This is a genomic window from Bradyrhizobium sp. Leo78, assembly GCF_059512425.1.
Map to the genome: position 1 here is coordinate 113,961 of NZ_JCAMOT010000025.1, position 15,488 is coordinate 129,448.

At 63.9% G+C, this 15,488-nt stretch carries 13 protein-coding genes and 1 tRNA gene; 6 read left to right on the plus strand and 8 right to left on the minus strand.

The annotated features are described in order from the left end of the window. Positions 1-548: 548 nt before the first annotated feature. Together AC5ZG1_RS27870 and AC5ZG1_RS27875 are read right to left on the minus strand one after the other, a co-directional pair. The gene (locus AC5ZG1_RS27870; protein ID WP_496134668.1) at positions 549-1,382 is read right to left on the minus strand and encodes an alpha/beta fold hydrolase; all 834 of its coding nucleotides are present in this window, start codon (positions 1,380-1,382) and stop codon (positions 549-551) included. Positions 1,383-1,659: 277 nt separating this feature from the next. Further along, entirely contained in the window at positions 1,660-2,622 is a 963-nt protein-coding gene (locus AC5ZG1_RS27875; protein ID WP_496134669.1) for an isocitrate lyase/PEP mutase family protein, read from the minus strand. A gap of 142 nt (positions 2,623-2,764) precedes the next feature. Between AC5ZG1_RS27875 and AC5ZG1_RS27880 the strand changes: the two genes are divergently transcribed. Beyond that, the gene (locus AC5ZG1_RS27880; protein ID WP_496134680.1) at positions 2,765-3,169 is read left to right on the plus strand and encodes a MarR family winged helix-turn-helix transcriptional regulator; all 405 of its coding nucleotides are present in this window, start codon (positions 2,765-2,767) and stop codon (positions 3,167-3,169) included. A 169-nt stretch (positions 3,170-3,338) separates the two neighbouring features. Continuing rightward, on the plus strand, positions 3,339-3,662 hold the full coding sequence (locus AC5ZG1_RS27885; protein ID WP_456641016.1) for a septal ring lytic transglycosylase RlpA family protein: 324 nt from the start codon (positions 3,339-3,341) through the stop codon (positions 3,660-3,662). 129 nt (positions 3,663-3,791) lie between these two features. Here AC5ZG1_RS27885 and AC5ZG1_RS27890 read toward each other — a convergent pair. The 3 genes from AC5ZG1_RS27890 to AC5ZG1_RS27900 all read right to left on the minus strand — a co-directional run bounded on the left by AC5ZG1_RS27890 (position 3,792) and on the right by AC5ZG1_RS27900 (position 5,115). Then, positions 3,792-3,868: transfer RNA gene (locus AC5ZG1_RS27890), tRNA-His, on the minus strand. Positions 3,869-4,042: 174 nt separating this feature from the next. Further along, entirely contained in the window at positions 4,043-4,477 is a 435-nt protein-coding gene (locus AC5ZG1_RS27895) for a phasin (protein WP_028167032.1), read from the minus strand. 254 nt (positions 4,478-4,731) lie between these two features. Then, positions 4,732-5,115, minus strand: coding sequence for a phasin family protein (locus AC5ZG1_RS27900; protein ID WP_456640995.1), 384 nt, complete (start codon positions 5,113-5,115; stop codon positions 4,732-4,734). Positions 5,116-5,450: 335 nt separating this feature from the next. On the opposite strand from AC5ZG1_RS27900, the gene AC5ZG1_RS27905 reads away from it, so the two are divergent. Together AC5ZG1_RS27905 and AC5ZG1_RS27910 are read left to right on the plus strand one after the other, a co-directional pair. Beyond that, a complete protein-coding gene (locus tag AC5ZG1_RS27905) occupies positions 5,451-8,825 on the plus strand; it encodes a PAS domain S-box protein (RefSeq protein ID WP_496134670.1) in 3,375 nt (1,124 codons plus the stop codon). A gap of 241 nt (positions 8,826-9,066) precedes the next feature. Next, positions 9,067-9,891: a metallophosphoesterase family protein gene (locus tag AC5ZG1_RS27910; protein ID WP_496134671.1), complete on the plus strand. Its 825-nt coding sequence runs from the start codon at positions 9,067-9,069 to the stop codon at positions 9,889-9,891. Here the strand turns inward: AC5ZG1_RS27910 and AC5ZG1_RS27915 are convergent. The 3 genes from AC5ZG1_RS27915 to AC5ZG1_RS27925 all read right to left on the minus strand — a co-directional run bounded on the left by AC5ZG1_RS27915 (position 9,830) and on the right by AC5ZG1_RS27925 (position 12,081). Continuing rightward, the gene (locus AC5ZG1_RS27915) at positions 9,830-10,315 is read right to left on the minus strand and encodes a Crp/Fnr family transcriptional regulator (RefSeq protein ID WP_496134672.1); all 486 of its coding nucleotides are present in this window, start codon (positions 10,313-10,315) and stop codon (positions 9,830-9,832) included. The two genes, AC5ZG1_RS27910 and AC5ZG1_RS27915, sit on opposite strands and share 62 nt — an antisense overlap. 116 nt (positions 10,316-10,431) lie before the next feature. Beyond that, positions 10,432-10,959, minus strand: a complete 528-nt coding sequence (locus AC5ZG1_RS27920; protein ID WP_496134673.1) for a tautomerase family protein — start codon at positions 10,957-10,959, stop codon at positions 10,432-10,434. Positions 10,960-11,061: 102 nt separating this feature from the next. Continuing rightward, positions 11,062-12,081 carry a GlxA family transcriptional regulator gene (locus AC5ZG1_RS27925; protein ID WP_496134674.1) on the minus strand — a complete coding sequence of 340 codons (1,020 nt, stop codon included), beginning with the start codon at positions 12,079-12,081 and terminating at the stop codon, positions 11,062-11,064. 260 nt (positions 12,082-12,341) lie between these two features. Here AC5ZG1_RS27925 and AC5ZG1_RS27930 point away from each other — a divergent pair, with 260 nt between their 5' ends. Further along, complete coding sequence (locus tag AC5ZG1_RS27930) at positions 12,342-13,370, plus strand: Fe(3+) ABC transporter substrate-binding protein (protein WP_496134675.1); 1,029 nt, start codon at positions 12,342-12,344, stop codon at positions 13,368-13,370. Between the two features lie 214 nt (positions 13,371-13,584). Continuing rightward, the gene (locus AC5ZG1_RS27935; RefSeq protein ID WP_496134676.1) at positions 13,585-15,186 is read left to right on the plus strand and encodes an ABC transporter permease; all 1,602 of its coding nucleotides are present in this window, start codon (positions 13,585-13,587) and stop codon (positions 15,184-15,186) included. Positions 15,187-15,488 lie beyond the last annotated feature (302 nt).

Consider the following 15,488-nt stretch of genomic DNA (forward strand, 5'->3'; position numbering starts at 1 on the left):
ACGGAAGGCTTGCAACTTCAATCGCAGCGCTCAGATGCGAATGAATTTGAGTTGCGCCCGACACACGCGGAGTGCCGTGGCATGATCAGGACAAGCACGATCCGCGCTACAGGAAGCGGGATCGACTTTTCCTGGGACTTGTTCGAGTTCGGTGATTGATGTCGCGGAGCATCGGCGTCACATCAGAAGACCGCTCGCTCCGCGCAGGCTCGCTTAAGGGGCCCTCAAGGGGTGAGAATTGAGCCTTTCGGTCGACGATCTGTCATCCCGCATCACAGGCTCGGTCTTCACCGGGTTCACCTTGTCGCACCAAACGCACCTGAGTTCTGTCCTCCCGTTCGCGCTGAGGACCGGGACCAATCTCCTGCCGCAATGCAAACACCGCGTAACCGGGTCCATCGCGTTTCTCCGTCCGGTGCCAACGCAGAAACGGTGCTCACGTTCCTATGTTGGTTGCCAAACAAGCACGCGGAGAGCCCCGCGTGACCAGGGGGAGACGTGGCCTACAGCAGGCTGCCCGCGCCGTTTTCAATCAGCGTCGTTAGTAGCTAGTGACTTGTTATGAAGGCGATGACTGCCTCATCAAAGGCAGGAGCATTTTCGCCGGGAACGGTGTGAGAGACGCCGGGGATCGTTATGCGCCTTCGCGCGGGAAGGCACTTCTCCAACTGGTCCACGATGCGATGAAAGAACTCGGGGCTCCGCTCACCATTCATCAGAAGTGTTGGCGCCGAAATGCGCTTTGCCATTTCGCAAGTAAACACCGGACGTGGGCGGGAACTTATCGCGTCCGCAACGGCTGACGCCGCATTGTCGGACATCATTTTCCGATCGGCATCTGATCGTCGGTCGTAGGTGCCGGGTCCGCCAACCGCTTCCGCAAAGAGGCGCAGCCCTGCGTCGATATCGTCCTTTCGGAACGCTTCCCGTGTGGACGCGAATCGAGCGGCCCACTCTTTCAGTATCTCTGCGCTTCCCGGCGTCCCGGCGAGCAGCCCCGCGGCCGGCGGTTCGTTGACGACCAGCGTTATCACCATCTCGGGATGATTGGATGCGAAGAACAGCGCGGCATGTGCACCGGCAGAGTGCGCGACGATGTGTGCGCGTTTTATGCCGAGCTCAGCGAGGATGGCGGCCAGATCCTCGCCGTGAACGTCGGCCGCGGCATCAGGCAGGCCGTCTTTGCTCGTTGCGTTGGGAAAATGGTTCTGCCGGCTATAGGCAATCACGCGATGGTTTTTTGAAAGCGCCGGAAGGTGCCCGTTCCAGAAACGATAATCCTGAAGCCCGCCGTGCACGAGAACGATCGGGTCGCCCTCGCCGGCCTCGACATAGGCGAATTTCGTGTCCGCGGCCCTTAGCTCTTTGACGTTATCGGCCATGACTGGCGAGGAGAAGCCAACCGCGAGAGCGACGCCGGCGAGCGGCCCCTTGATTCCGAAGTGCATGATCGAACTCCAGCAGTTGAGGCAGAACACCATACCACCCCAACCGTGAACTCACCATGCGTTGTTGCGTTGCAGCCGTTGATCAACCGAGAGCTGGAAGCGGGCTGGGCATTCCGGCGCGTCCGACCATGCGCAATACCGCTCGCTTCCCGGTGTCGCATGACGGCGGACAGCCCTGCTCCGCTAGCCGATGCGTCGCGCGCGTGATGGCTCAGCCCTGCGCCGACGCGTTCTCCGCTGCCAAGAGATCCGCGTATCTGTTTTCGAAGTCCCAGATTTTCTGGAAGCCGATCATCTTCACGAAGTCCTGGAAGGCGAAGAGCGGGGTCTCGACCAGCCTTCCATCGGCGTGAGCCTCATAGACGCTTTGAAGCGCTTGTGCGGCCGCAAACAGTCCCGCGGTGGGGTAAATGGCAGCGCTGAAGCCGATCTCCTCGAGCTTTTTTTGCGGAAGTATCGGCGTTTTGCCGCCGTGAAGTTGGTTGGAGACCAGCGGCGCGTCGACTGAGGCACCGATTGTCTTCATCTCGTCCACGGATTCCGGTGCCTCGATGAAGATCGCGTCGGCTCCGGCCTCGGAGTATGCGACCGCGCGGCTTATCGCCTCGTCCAGCGATACTGCCGTTCTTGCGTCCGTTCGCGCCAGGATCAGGAATTCCTTCGACGAACGCGCATCGCAAGCCACCTTGATCTTGCTCACCATCTCTTGGGTCGAGATGATGTGACGATTGGGCGTGTGCCCGCACTTCTTTGGAATCTGCTGATCCTCGATCTGGATCATCGCCACGCCGGCTTTCTCGTAACCGCGCACGGTATGATGCACGTTCAGCAGACCACCATAGCCGGTATCGCCATCTGCAATGACTGGCTTATCCACGGCTTGCGCGATTGCGCTCGCCCGGTCGAGCATGTCAGTATAGGTCGCAAGGCCGGCGTCCGGATATCCCAGATAGGATGCGACGGTGCCGAACCCCGTCATGTACAGCGCCTTCGCATTGGTCTGGGCCGCGATTTTTGCCGATACCAGATCGAAAACGCCGGGTGCGGCAATGAACTCTCCCGCCTCCAGCATTTCCCTGATTGTTTTCTTGGCCATGTTGATCTCCCATGCGGGCCGCTCGCGCTGACGCTCAGGGCGGGCTGGGGCTGGCAGCTCGAGCGCGAGGCGCGCCATTTATCTCCGATAATATCTATGCAGTAATAGCTATATGAAAGTCGCTATCGCAGCCTTGTGATGCCAAAGATAGCTATACTAATATAGCTATATGAGCAGCCGAACTCCTCGCCACGAAGTCACGACGTTTCGCAACCAGTTCATGAATCTCTCGCGCCGACTGCGCCGCGAAGCCCACGCTGACGATCGCTCCTGGGTGCGATTGCAGTTGCTTGGAGCCATTGAGCGGGCCGGGGACGCTGCCACGCCAACCATGCTTGGCGAATCCGAGAATATGCGATCCTCGAACCTGGCAGCCGCGCTTCGCGAGCTCAAGGCGGACGGACTGATCATCCGGATGCCCGACGCCAAGGACCGTCGTAAGGTCAGAGTCCGCCTAAGCCGAGCCGGCCGGGAAGTGCTTCACAGGAACATCACCCGTCGCGAGCAATGGCTCGCGGACGCGATCGAGCGATGCCTGACGAGGGAAGAACGGGCCTTGCTGTTCAAGGCAGGAGAACTCCTGAACCGCCTCGCCTCAGTCGGCGGGACCGCTTCGGGAAAGTGAGGACGGATCGCCCTCTTCCACCGATCGTATCCAGATTTTGTGCCCGGCCGCGAGCGGCGTCTTCCTTGACAAACCCGTGCAGAACATCACAGCCAAAGCGCGGCGGCAGGAGGAACCTAGAGGCTCCGGAAAAGTTGGCGGAGCGGGCAGGATCCTGGAAGAGGACGCGATGATCCGCCCAATATGCACCGCCTTGGCGGTCACGTGTTTATCTGCCTCAGCATTTGCCGAAACTTGTGTTGCCTCTCGTTATGGCTACATCGGCAGCCGAACCGCATCGGGCGAGCGGATGGATCCAAACGCGATGACTGCAGCGCATCGTACCAAGCCCTTCGGCTCTCACGTCACAGTTACCTCACACTCAACCGGTCGAAGCGTCACCGTTCGGATCAACGACCGTGGTCCCTTCATAAAGCGACGCTGCATAGACTTATCCACCGGAGCCGCGCGTGCACTTGGGATGGCCGGGACCGCGTTGGTCTCACTCGAATAAGACGCGCGAAAGTTGAGTATCGTTTCGAGATCAGCGCGCGCCTGAACACGCATTGGCAGTCGTGCTCATTCCTAATTCGGGTCGCTACCCAAATTGGAAGCGAACAAAGCGCAAATTGTTTGATTTGGTTGGTACAGTTGGGTGGGCTCGAACCACCGACCTCCTGTTCCACAGACAGGCGCTCTAACCAACTGAGCTACAACTGCATCCTCGGACGAGGCCGCGCAAAGGGGCCTCGCGAATGGGCCGGAAACTAGGTGCAACGCCCCGCTTTGGCAAGGCCGAACGCGGGACTTTCCCGCGTCCAAAGAGCTCCAAAGCTCTCTCAAAACAAAAGGCCCGGGCTCAGTTGCCCGGGCCTTTCTGCGGTTTTGCCTCGATCAGGCGGCCGGCTTGTAATATTTCGAGGCGCTGGCCTTGATCGGCTCGGCGGTCTGGTTGGCGACCTTCTGGCCGAGTTCGGTCAGTTCCTTGGCCTGGGCGCTGAAGGCCTCGAGGCTCTTGCGGGTCTGAGTGGTCCACAGTTCCAGAGCCTCGGAGGGCGTCTTGGCGCCGAGCAGTTCCTGGGCGAAATCGAGCGCCGAGGTGGTGTTGGCCTTCACGAACTCCATCACCTTGGCGGTATATTCGCTCGCGCCCTTGCTGGCGCTGGTGAACACCGCCTCAATGGTGCCGTTATGGGCCTCGGCGGCGTCCTTGAACTTGGCGTAGTTGTCGCGCGCCTGCGAAACGCCCTTTTCGGCGAACGCGCGCATCTGCTCGGGAACTTCGAACGGAATGATAGAAGCGGAAAACGGATCAGTCGAACTGGTCATCGCATGCATCCTTCACAACGGGGTAAAGTCCGGTGACCCCATTGCGAACGCCGCAGCCCGCAAGGACCGAGAACGGTCGAATTGGATCACGCTGCCTAGTTCCTATTCCACGGAATGCCCTGTCCCTGGGCAGGACAAGTAAAGCTCTTTATCATGTCAATTTTGTGCAACGCAACGTTAAATCGATGCGATGCCGAATTTGTCGGCCCACGGTCCCGAGGGTTTCCGACCTGCGGCTAATGCCGCGCCAAACCTCACGATTTCGGCTTGATCGCGTCCATCGCGGCGCGGCTGACGATCTGGCCCATTTCGCTCGCCTGCTGCGCCAGCGCGCGCATCTGGGCCTGCACATATTCGCCGTGCAGCCGCATCACTTCGCTGACGTCCTTGGCCTTCACGAGGGATTCCGCATAGTCCAGCGACGCCTTGACGTTGTTTTCGGCGTAAGTGAGCGCCTTGCTCGAAATGTCCTTGGCGCCGGCGCGAACCGTGGCGCTGCGCTCCTCCAGCGAGCCTGCGGTCTCCTGTGCGTCGGCCAGAAACTTCTCGAAGGTCTTGCGGGCCTGCTCGAAGCTCGCCTCGGCCATCGATCGCACGTCCTTCGGAATCTCGAAACGGTCCGGCGCATCGTTGCTCATGGTCCACTCCTTGTTCTCTGCCAGGCCTTTTTGGCCCTTTCCTCCCCGCTCGGGTCGCACCAGCCTACCGTCAAAAGACCTCGCCCGAATGACGAAGCTTTTTTGCGGTCGTGAACTTTTGACGCAGGTTTACAAGGTACAACGCCAAAGCAGGCTTGATCGTTCGGGCGAGTTAACGTTATCGCGGCTAGGATCGTCGGTCGTTTGGCGAGGCCGTGGACCTGCCGCGTCGCACTTGCGATACTAACGGTCTGTTAAGGCTGTCGTCGTTTGGCCGCCGATTTCTTTCAGCGATCGGCGAGCGAGAAGCGAAACCGTGCGGTCAAGTTGTCGCGATGAATAGTGCGGAATTCCAGTTGCAGGGCCTCGGCGATCCCAGGCTGGCCGTGCATGCAACGAGCCCCCTGCCCACCTGGCTGTGGTCAATCGACGGCAAGCGGGTGTTGTGGGCCAATCCGGTCGGCGCGCAATCGTTCGGCGCCGGGAACGGCACGGCACTTGTGGGAAAGGTGTTCGGGCCGGCCGACCAGCATCGGCGGCAGGTCGCGCAGCTCGCCGGCCGCCTGCCGCAAAATGGCGCGGTGCGGCTGGAGCGGCTGCGCGGCTTCGGCGCACCGCTTGGCATGCTCGCGACCTGCGCCTGCTCGCGGCTCGAATTCGCCGATGGCCGGCATGCCGTCCTGATCGCCGCCGCGAGCGGCGCGACCGATCGCACGATGCCCCTCCTCGAGCGGCTCTCCCGCCTGGTCCGGGACGTCAAGATACCGATCGCCGCGTTCACGCGCGACGGCATGTTCGTCGGCGCCAGCGACGCCGCCCGGGCGCTGCTCGGCTTCCGAAATCTCACCGAGGCCGGCCTTGATGCCGCGCGCGAAGACGCGCTCCGGCAGGGCCGGGTCGAAACCTCCTTCCGCATCGGCCACATGGTGCTGCAGCGCGTCGGCAGCGGCGCGGATGTCGGCCTCATCGCGCTGCTGATGCCCGCGGTCACAGAGACCGAGGTCGCGCCTTCTCCGCCGGAAACCACGGCCGGCCCTGCGGCCAGGCAGCCATTCTACGAGCAGCCCGCTTTGTCAGGGGAAGCGCCCGCCGAATTCGCGCTGTTCGACGCGCTGGATACGGACCCCGAGGAAGCCGAGCCCTCGCCCTTCATCGCGCCGGTCGCCGACGAGCCGTCGGCGCCGGTCGCAACGCCCTTGTCCTACACGACGCCGGATGGACGCACGCCGGCCGGCGCGTCCGAAAAGACGCCGTCATGGCATGACGAGCCGCTGCCGAATACGCGCCGCACCCCGCTGCGCTTCATGTGGCAGATGGACCGCGAAGGCCGCTTCTCGCTCGGCTCGGACGAGTTCACCCGGCTGATCGGCGTGCAGGCCGCGGCCGGCTTCGGCCGGCTGTGGAGCGACATCGCCGACAGGTTCGGCCTCGATCCCGAAGGACTGATAATGAAGGCCTTTGCCACCCAGGACACCTGGAGCGGCATCACGCTGAACTGGCCGGTCGATGGCGGCGGCCGGCTCAGGATCGAATTGTCGGGCCTGCCGATTTTCGACCGCGCGCGCAATTTCGCCGGCTATCGCGGCTTTGGCGTCTGCCGCGATTTCGACGGTCTGGCGCGGCTGGAGGCGCTGCGCCGCTACGAATTTTTCAGTGGACCGCCGGCCCAGCCACTGTCCGCCGACACAATTCCGGCCGAGCCTGAACGATCCGAGGTGCGAGAGGCGCCGCGCCCCGAGGTCTCATCCGGCGCGGCGCCGCCGACAGAGCCCGCTGCGGCAACTGCAACCAGTGCCGAACTGCCCGAGCCGAACGCGTCCGAGATTTCACAACAGAGCGATTTGGAAACGATTTTGGATACGCCCAAGGACATCTCAACGGAAACGCCGGTGGAGGCGCCCGGCAACGTGCTGCCATTCCGTCCGCCCGGCGAACCGAAGCCGCCGTCGCTGACGCCGGTCGAGAACAACGCCTTCAACGAACTGGCGCGGCAATTATCGGCACGGCTCGAAAGCCAGCTCGCGGCAGCGCCGACGCCATCGGCCACCGAAGAGCCGATCGCCGAAGCGCCGCCCCCGCCTGCGGAAGCGCACGAACCCGCTTTCGAGCCACCGAGCGCGGAACAGCCGGCGACTGTCGCGCCGGCGACTGTCGCGCCGGAATGGCTGAGCGAGCCCGAGCCGGCACCGCGCGGCGAAGCCAGGCGCGACCGCGCGCTGCTCGACCTCATGCCGACCGGTGTCCTGATCTACCGGCTCGACCGCCTGCTCTATGCCAACCCCGCTTTCCTTGAGCGGATGGGATATGAGAGCGTGCGCGCGCTTGAGGATGCCGGCGGACTGGATGCGCTTTATGTCGAGCCCGGCGTCTCGGCCACCAGCAGCACCTCCGACTCTGGCACGCCGGTGCGGATCGCAGCAGCCCCGCCGCATGGCGATGCCGGCCATCCGAGCGCCGAGGCGCACCTTCACACGATCTCCTGGGACGGCGATTCCGCGCTCGCCTTGATCTTCGCCGAGCGGCGCGATGAGGGCGCGGCCATTGCGGCGGCGATGGCGGCGGAGCCGCTTCCGCCTGACGTACCGCCGGGGACAGGACTGGCCGATGCCGAGGAGCTCGGCGCCATCCTCGACACCGCGGCCGAGGGTGTCGTGATGTTCGATGCCGAGGGCAACATCAATTCCTGCAACCGCAGCGCCGAGGCGCTGTTCGGCTATGACGGCGACGAGCTCGTGCAGCGCAACCTCGCCGATCTCTTTGCGCCCGAAAGCCAGCGCGTCATGCTCGACTATCTTGAGAGCATCAAGGGCGAAGGTGTCGCGAGCCTGCTCGACCACGGCCGCGAGGGGCTCGGGCGCGTGCGCCAGGGCGGCCTCGTGCCGCTGTCGATCACCATGGGCCGCACCCGCGCCGACGGGCCGAACTTCTTTGCAGTGTTCCGCGATCTGTCGCAGGCCAAGAAGAGCGAGAGCGAGCTGCGCGAGGCCAAGCGCCTCGCCGAGCGCGCGGCGATCGCGAAGGCCGACATGCTGGCGCGGATCAGCCACGAAGTGCGCACGCCGTTGAACGCCATCATCGGCTTTGCCGAAGTGATGATCGGCGAGCGTTTCGGCACACTCGGCAACGAGCGCTATCTCGAATACATGAAGGACATCCGCGCCTCCGGCGAGCACGTGCTGGCGATCATCAACGATCTGCTCGACCTTTCGCGAATCGAGACCGGCAAGCTCGATCTCGCCCTCACCGACCAGAACCTGAATGAGATGGTCGAAAGCTGCGTCGCGGTGATGCAGCCGCAGGCCAATCGCGAGCGCATCATCATCCGCACCTCGCTTGCGCATATGCTGCCGCCGGTGCTGGCGGATGCGCGCGCGCTGCGCCAGATCACGCTCAATCTGATCGGCAACTCGATCCATCTCGCCAATGCGGGCGGCCAGGTCATCGTCTCGACCGCATTGTCCGATTTCGGCGAGGTGATGCTGCGCGTCCGCGACACCGGACAGAGCCTCAACGACAACGAGGTCGCCGCAGCCCTCGAACCGTTCCGCACGCCGGCGCCGTCGGACCAGACCACCGAGGGCTCCGCCGTCAGCCTGTCGCTGACGAAGGCACTGGTCGAGGCCAACCGCGCCAGATTCCACATCAAGACCGGGGGCCGCTCCGGCACCCTGATCGAAGTGGCGTTCCCCCACGCCACCGCGCGGGCGTGAGCACGATCCCGTAGCCCGGGTGAAGCCCAGCGCAACCCGGGACAGGCGCATCCGCGTTCGCGAGCGGCCCTGGTTACGTTGCGCTGCACCCGGGCCACGGCGCTGCGGGGATGTGTCGCGTTCGCAGGATGCGACACGGCACAATTATTGCTCGATTTTCCCGACGTGAATGCATCGGCGCCTGACGCGCCCAATTCCTGAGCAATTTGATTTCACCCCATCGGATCCTGATCGAGGTCCCATGCGCTGCCTGGTCGTTGCCGATCTGCATTATTCATTGCCGCAGTTCGACTGGCTGCTCGCGGCGGCGCCGCAATTCGACCTGGTGATCTTTGCCGGCGATGCGCTCGACATCTCATCGATCGTCGATTTCCGCGCCCAGATCGTCGTGGTGAAGAAATATCTTTCGCTGCTCGCAGCCCGCACCCGCGTCATCCTCTGCTCCGGCAATCACGATCTCGACGAACGCAATCCCGACGGCGAGAAGATCGCGCGCTGGGTCTCTGACGTCAGGGAGCTCGGGATCGCCGGCGACGGCGACAATCTGACGATCGGCGATACGCTGTTCACGGTGTGCCCGTGGTGGGACGGCCCAAAGGTGAAGGAGCGGCTCGACGCGCAGCTTCGTAACGCCGCCGTCAACCGGCCCGCGAATTGGATCTGGGTGCATCACGCGCCGCCCGCAAACTCGCCGACGAGCTGGGGCGGCAAGCGCTTCTTCGGCGATGTCGAGCTGGTGCAATGGATCCAGCGCCATCAGCCGTCCATGGTGATATCAGGCCATGTGCACCAGTCGCCGTTCATTCCTGATGGCTCGTGGTTCGATCGGTTAGGCGCGACCTGGGTGTTCAACACCGGCCGCATGCCCGGCCGTCCGCCGACTTGTATCGTACTTGATATCAATGAGGGCAGCGCGTTCTGGCTGGCGCCGGGCGAGGAGCAGACCATCGATCTCAACGCATCGCTGCAGCCGGCCGCCCGGATCGAGCACCCGCCGCCCTGGCTCACATCCTTGGGTCTGATTGCCGATCCGATCCTAGCGCGACCTGCATCGGCGGCAGGTTGATCATGCTCTGCAGGATCTCGCCGACCATCGCCAGATGCGTGCCATGGTCGGCATATTGGTGCATGAGATCGGCGAGATAGGTGGTGGCGACGTTGAGCCGTTGCGCGAGCAGCCGGGCCATCAGCAGCGCCACTTCCGGTTGCTCGCGCAGGAAGGTCGCCGCATCATCGAATTCATAGACCAGCGAGTCGGATGCAGCGCGCACCGTTGCGGTGTGCGGCTGATCGAGCAGCACACTCATCTCACCGAGCACGGCGCCGGGCTCAGCGAGCACCGCGACCACGGCATCGCCCTTGATCACCTCCAGCCGCCCTTCGATCAGCACGAACAGATGCCCGGTCTTGCCACCCTCGTGGATGATGAGCGTGCCGGCCGGCACCTGCCGCCGAACTGCCCCGCCGCAATAATCCAGGATCGCCCGCATCCGAACTCCACCTCCCGGCAAGGAAGACTAGGCGCAGACTTCCCCGAGGGGAAACGCATTAGCTGGGCGCGCTGCCCAAATTGTCGGCACTTCGGGGGACGCTGCAGGACGACGCATCAATCGATCCCCTTGCGCGCGGCATCAAGCGCGCCGGCCAAGAGTTCGAGCGCCTTCACGCGGCGCCGCCGTGCCAATCGCTCCTCGCCGACCTTTCGCTCATGCTCGCCGGCGATGAAGGCCTGGATGTCCGGCAACGGACGGATCGCGCCGCGGCTGCCCCATTGGCCGTCCGGCACCTCGGTCGGAAATACCCAGACGCGCGGCGCGACGTCCTCGAACGTACCGCCGTCGGCGCGCACCACGGCGTCGGTGACGTCCTTCACCAAGGCCCTGCGCGAAGCTTCCGTGTACTGCCCTTCGGGCACCGTCGGGACGATACGGTATCGCGGCGAGGCCGAGTGTTGGCCCGCGACATAGACGGCGGCCGGCCGATGCAGGTACACGACCGTCACGCTTTGGGCGACCTCATTGGTGGGGTCGAATCCCTCGTGCCCGATCAGGAGATCGCCGAGTTCCTTGATCAGCCGCGCTTCGGCTTCCGGTTTCAGCGCGCCCTCCGGAATGGTGACATCGATCATCGGCATAAAGACCTCCTGAGCTCGTTCGCAAGCCGAGGTCTAGATGCTGAGCGGTTCTGCTGACAGTGGCAGTATCGCCATGTTTCGAGGAAATTCGGACAGGCGCGGCTACGCAGCCGGCGCAGCGCGGGCGTTACGGCGCGCGAAACGGCGTTGATATTCGCGAGGCGAAAGCCCGGTTTCGCGCTTGAACAGGCGACGGAAGGTGGAGAGATCGTTGTAGCCGACACGGGCGCTGACCGCATCGACGCTCAAGCCTTTGGTTTCGAGCAGCCGCTTTGCCACGTCGACGCGCAGCGCTTGCAGGTAATGGAGCGGCGCCTCGCCGGTCGCGAGCTTGAAGCGGCGATTGAGCGTGCGCTCGCTGACCGCAAGATGCTGCGCGAGTTCGGCGAGGCTGAACCCATGTTGTAGTGACTTTTCCATCCAGCGCTGCGCCCGTGCCACCAGCGCGTCCGAATGCTGCGGCGCGCTCGGCATGCTGGCGTAGGAGGTCTGCGACACGCGGTTTGAGTCGATCAGCATCAACTTGCCGGTTTCCGCCGCCACTTCGAGGCCAGCAAATTTCTCAACCAGGCGAAGCGCCAGGTTGAGCGACGTCGTCACCGCGGCGGAGCAGACGATGCGGTTCTGCTCGGTCAGGATTTCCGAGACCCGGAGGTCCACTTCGGGGTAACGTTTGGCGAATGCCTTCGCCTTCGCCCAATGCGTCGTGGCAACGCCACCGTCGAGCAGGCCGGCCTCGGCGAGAATGAAACTACCGGTACAGTAGGAGGCGAGCAGCGCGCCGCGCGCGTGCTGGCGGCGCAGCGCAGTGAGCAACGGTTCGACAATGTCGATTCTTTCGAAGAAGCGCTCGATGTTGACAACGAAGGGTCCCGGCACGACCACCGCATCCACGGCGGCGCGTGCGCTGATCGGCCCGTCGACCTCGATGACCTGGCCCGAAGCGGTCTCGACCGCCTTGCCGTCCAGCGACTCGACCCGCCATTGCAGCAGCGGCGCTCTTGCCCCGCGATGGTGAGGCCGTTCTGCCCATACCGCATTGGCCGCTGTGAAGACGTCGATCGCTCCCGCCACGCCGGAGGCGAGGATGCCGTCATAGACCCAGATCCGGACGAGCGGCATGGTCCTGTCCGATTTTGCTTATGAGGGGGCGATACTGCCATCCCGCGTTCTGACGAACAAGGTGAACAACAAGGCCTGGAGGAAAATGCCCGGCCCCGACGACACTCCGCCGAGTCGTGGAATCCAAATTTGGAATCGCTCTAAGTCGTTACGCTGGAATCACTCTAAATCAGGCCGTTCGCGACATCGGGTCGCGGACATCTTGGCGTCGCCTGCGCTAGGCACTCCGGTACCGCGTGACATCCTGCCGGAGCAGCCTCATGATCAACTTTCGCGTCCTCGCCGCGTCAGCGGCGGCGCTGTGCCTGACCTTGCCCGCCGTCTCGACCGCATCAGCCGACAATGGCGAAGTCAACGTTTACACCTATCGCGAGACCAAGCTGATCCAGCCACTGTTCGATGCCTTCACCAAGGACACCGGCATCAAGGTCAATGTCGTCTCGGCGAGTTCAGGGCTGGAGCAGCGCATCAAGGCGGAGGGCGCCAACAGCCCGGCCGATGTGCTCTTGACGGTTGATATCGGCCGCATCGACGAAGCGGTACAGGCCGGCGTGACCCAGCCGATCAAGTCGGAGGTGGTCGAGAAGATCGTCCCGGCGCAATATCGCGATCCGGACGGGCATTGGGCCGGCATCTCCATGCGCGCTCGCGTGATCTATGCCTCCAGGGACCGCGTCAAGCAGGACAAGATCACCTATGAGGAGCTCGCCGACCCCAAGTGGAAAGGCAAGATCTGCATCCGCTCCGGCCAGCACATCTACAACAATGCGCTGTTCGCGGCCTACGTGGCCAAGCACGGCGAGGCCAAGGCCGAGGAATGGCTGCGTGGCGTCAAGGCCAATCTGGCGCAAAAGCCGTCGGGCGGCGATCGCGAAGCCGCGCGCGACGTCGCCGCGGGCAAATGCGACATCGGCATCGGCAACACCTATTACTGGGCGCTGATGATGAACAACGATCCCGACAAGAAGCCGTGGGCGGAGGCGACCCGCGTCGTCCTGCCGACCTTCGAGGGCGGCGGCACCCATGTCAATCTGTCCGGCGTGCTGCTCGCCAAGCATGCGCCCAACAAGGCCAACGCCGTGAAGCTGATCGAATGGCTCGCCGGCGAGCAGGCACAGCAGTTGTACGCCGACCAGAACTACGAATATCCGGTTCGTGCCGGCGTTGCGGTCAATCCCACCATCGCGGGCTACGGCACGCTGAATGCCGACAGCCTGCCGATCTCGAAGATCGCCGCGAGCCGCAAGGCGGCGGCAACGCTGGTGGACAAGGTCGGCTTTGACAACTGACCTCTCTGCTTCGCCCCCTCCCCCGCCTGCGGGGGAGGGCCGGGGTGGAGTTGCTTCCGCGATTCACACTCCCCCAGTGGAGAGAGCCTCCACCCGCCGCGCTCTACGAGCACGGCGACCTCCCCCGCAAGCGGGAGAGGTGAAGGGAAGCAGCCGGTCCGGCCAATCACCTCGACGACGCGTCTACGCCGGGCGAATCGCCGCGGCGATCGCGGTGGCGACTGCGGCGCTTGTCGCCGCGCCCGTCATCTCGATCGTGTCGCTTGCCATGCAGCCGGCACCGGAGGTGTGGCACGACCTGATCAACTACGTGCTGCCGGCGGCGATGATCGACACTGCGCTCCTGCTCGCCGGTGTCGGTGCGCTGACGCTTCTGCTCGGTGCCGGCACGGCGTGGCTGATCTCGCGCTATGATTTCCGCGGCCGCGGCATACTGCTGTGGCTGATGCCGCTGCCGCTGGCGGTCCCGACCTATCTCGCGGCCTATGTCTATGCCGATTTGTTCGAGCCGCTCGGCCTTGTCCATCGCACGCTCGGGATCTGGCTGCCGCTCCGTGACGCCGTGGGCTGGCTGCCCAATCTGCGATCCCTGCCCGGCGCGATTGTCGTGATCGGACTGGTGCTCTACCCCTACGTCTATCTGTCGGCGCGGGCGATGTTCCAGTTTCAGACGGCAGAATTCGCGGAGGTCGCGAAGACGCTCGGCGCCGGCAAATGGACCGTGTTCTGGCGCGTCTCGCTGCCGATGGCGCGGCCGGCGCTTGCGGTCGGCGTGGCGCTTGTGTCGCTGGAGACGTTGAACGATATCGGCGCCAGCGAATATCTCGGCATCCGCACGCTGACGGTTTCGATCTTCACGACCTGGCTCAACCGCGGCAGCCTCGCCGGTGCTTCGCAGCTCGCCTGCCTGATGCTCGCCATCGTCGCCGGGCTCGTCCTCATGGAGCGCTACGGCCGCCGCAATACCAATGCCGAACTCGCCGCCGAAAGCCCGCGGCTCACGCCGCGAACACCGCTGGTCGGCGCTCGAGCGTGGTCGGTATTCGCAACATGCCTGCTGCCGGTGCTGATCGGCTTCGTCGTGCCGCTGCTCTATCTCGTGCATCAAAGCGCCAGGCGCGGGCTGCTCGCCAATTTCGATGCGTCGCTGTGGCGCCACGCGTTCCACTCGGTCGCGTTTGCAACCCTGGCCACGCTGCTGGCGCTGCTGCTCGGGTTCTCCACCATCATCGCCCATCGCTGGCGGCCAAGTCCGTTGCAGCATATCGCGATGAACATCTCGCAGGCCGGCTACGCGTTGCCCGGCCTCGTGATCGCGCTTGGCCTGCTCGCGCCGGTGCTGGCCGTCGATAACGCCCTGAACGCGCTCGCCGGGTGGACCGGAGGATCGCTGCCGGGATTGATCCTGATGGGCTCGGGCTCAGCCGTGGTGATGGCCTACGCGATCCGCTTCCTGGCGGTGCCGACCGGCTTGATCAAAGCCGGCTTCGAGCAGATCCCACGCGATTATGACGAGAGCGCGCGCGCCGTCGGCGCCGGTCAGGCCACGATTCTGCACCGGATCCACCTGCCGCTGTTGAAGCCCGCCCTGTTCGGCGCCGCCATCATCGTGTTCGTCGATTGCCTGAAGGAGTTGCCAGCAACGCTTCTGCTGCGCCCGCTGAATGTCGAGACGCTGTCGACCTCGATCTACCAGTACGCCAGCCGCGGCAGCTTCGAGGAAGGCGCACTCGCAGCGCTCCTGATCATCGCCGCCAGCATCGGGCCGGTGGCGTGGCTGACACGCTTCTCCGACGTGCCCAACGGCCCGGCGTAGTCGCGCGGCGCACTCCGCTCTCGCCGTCATTCCGGGGCGCGCGTAGCGCGAGCTACGATGTGCAATTGCACATCAGAGAATCCATCGGGCCGCATGCGCAGGCGGAGAAATGGATTCCGGGCTCGTCCTTCGGACGCCCCGGAATGACGGCGGAGAAAAATTCGCGAGCAATTTCAAACTGATTTGCCCCGTCCACCCCTCACGCAAAAAACATTCCGCTTCCGTCGTCGGGCAAATCAGTGATTTAACTCCGCGCGTCTCACCCAGATGAGGGGCGGCTCGCGATCGTCACGAACGTTGCG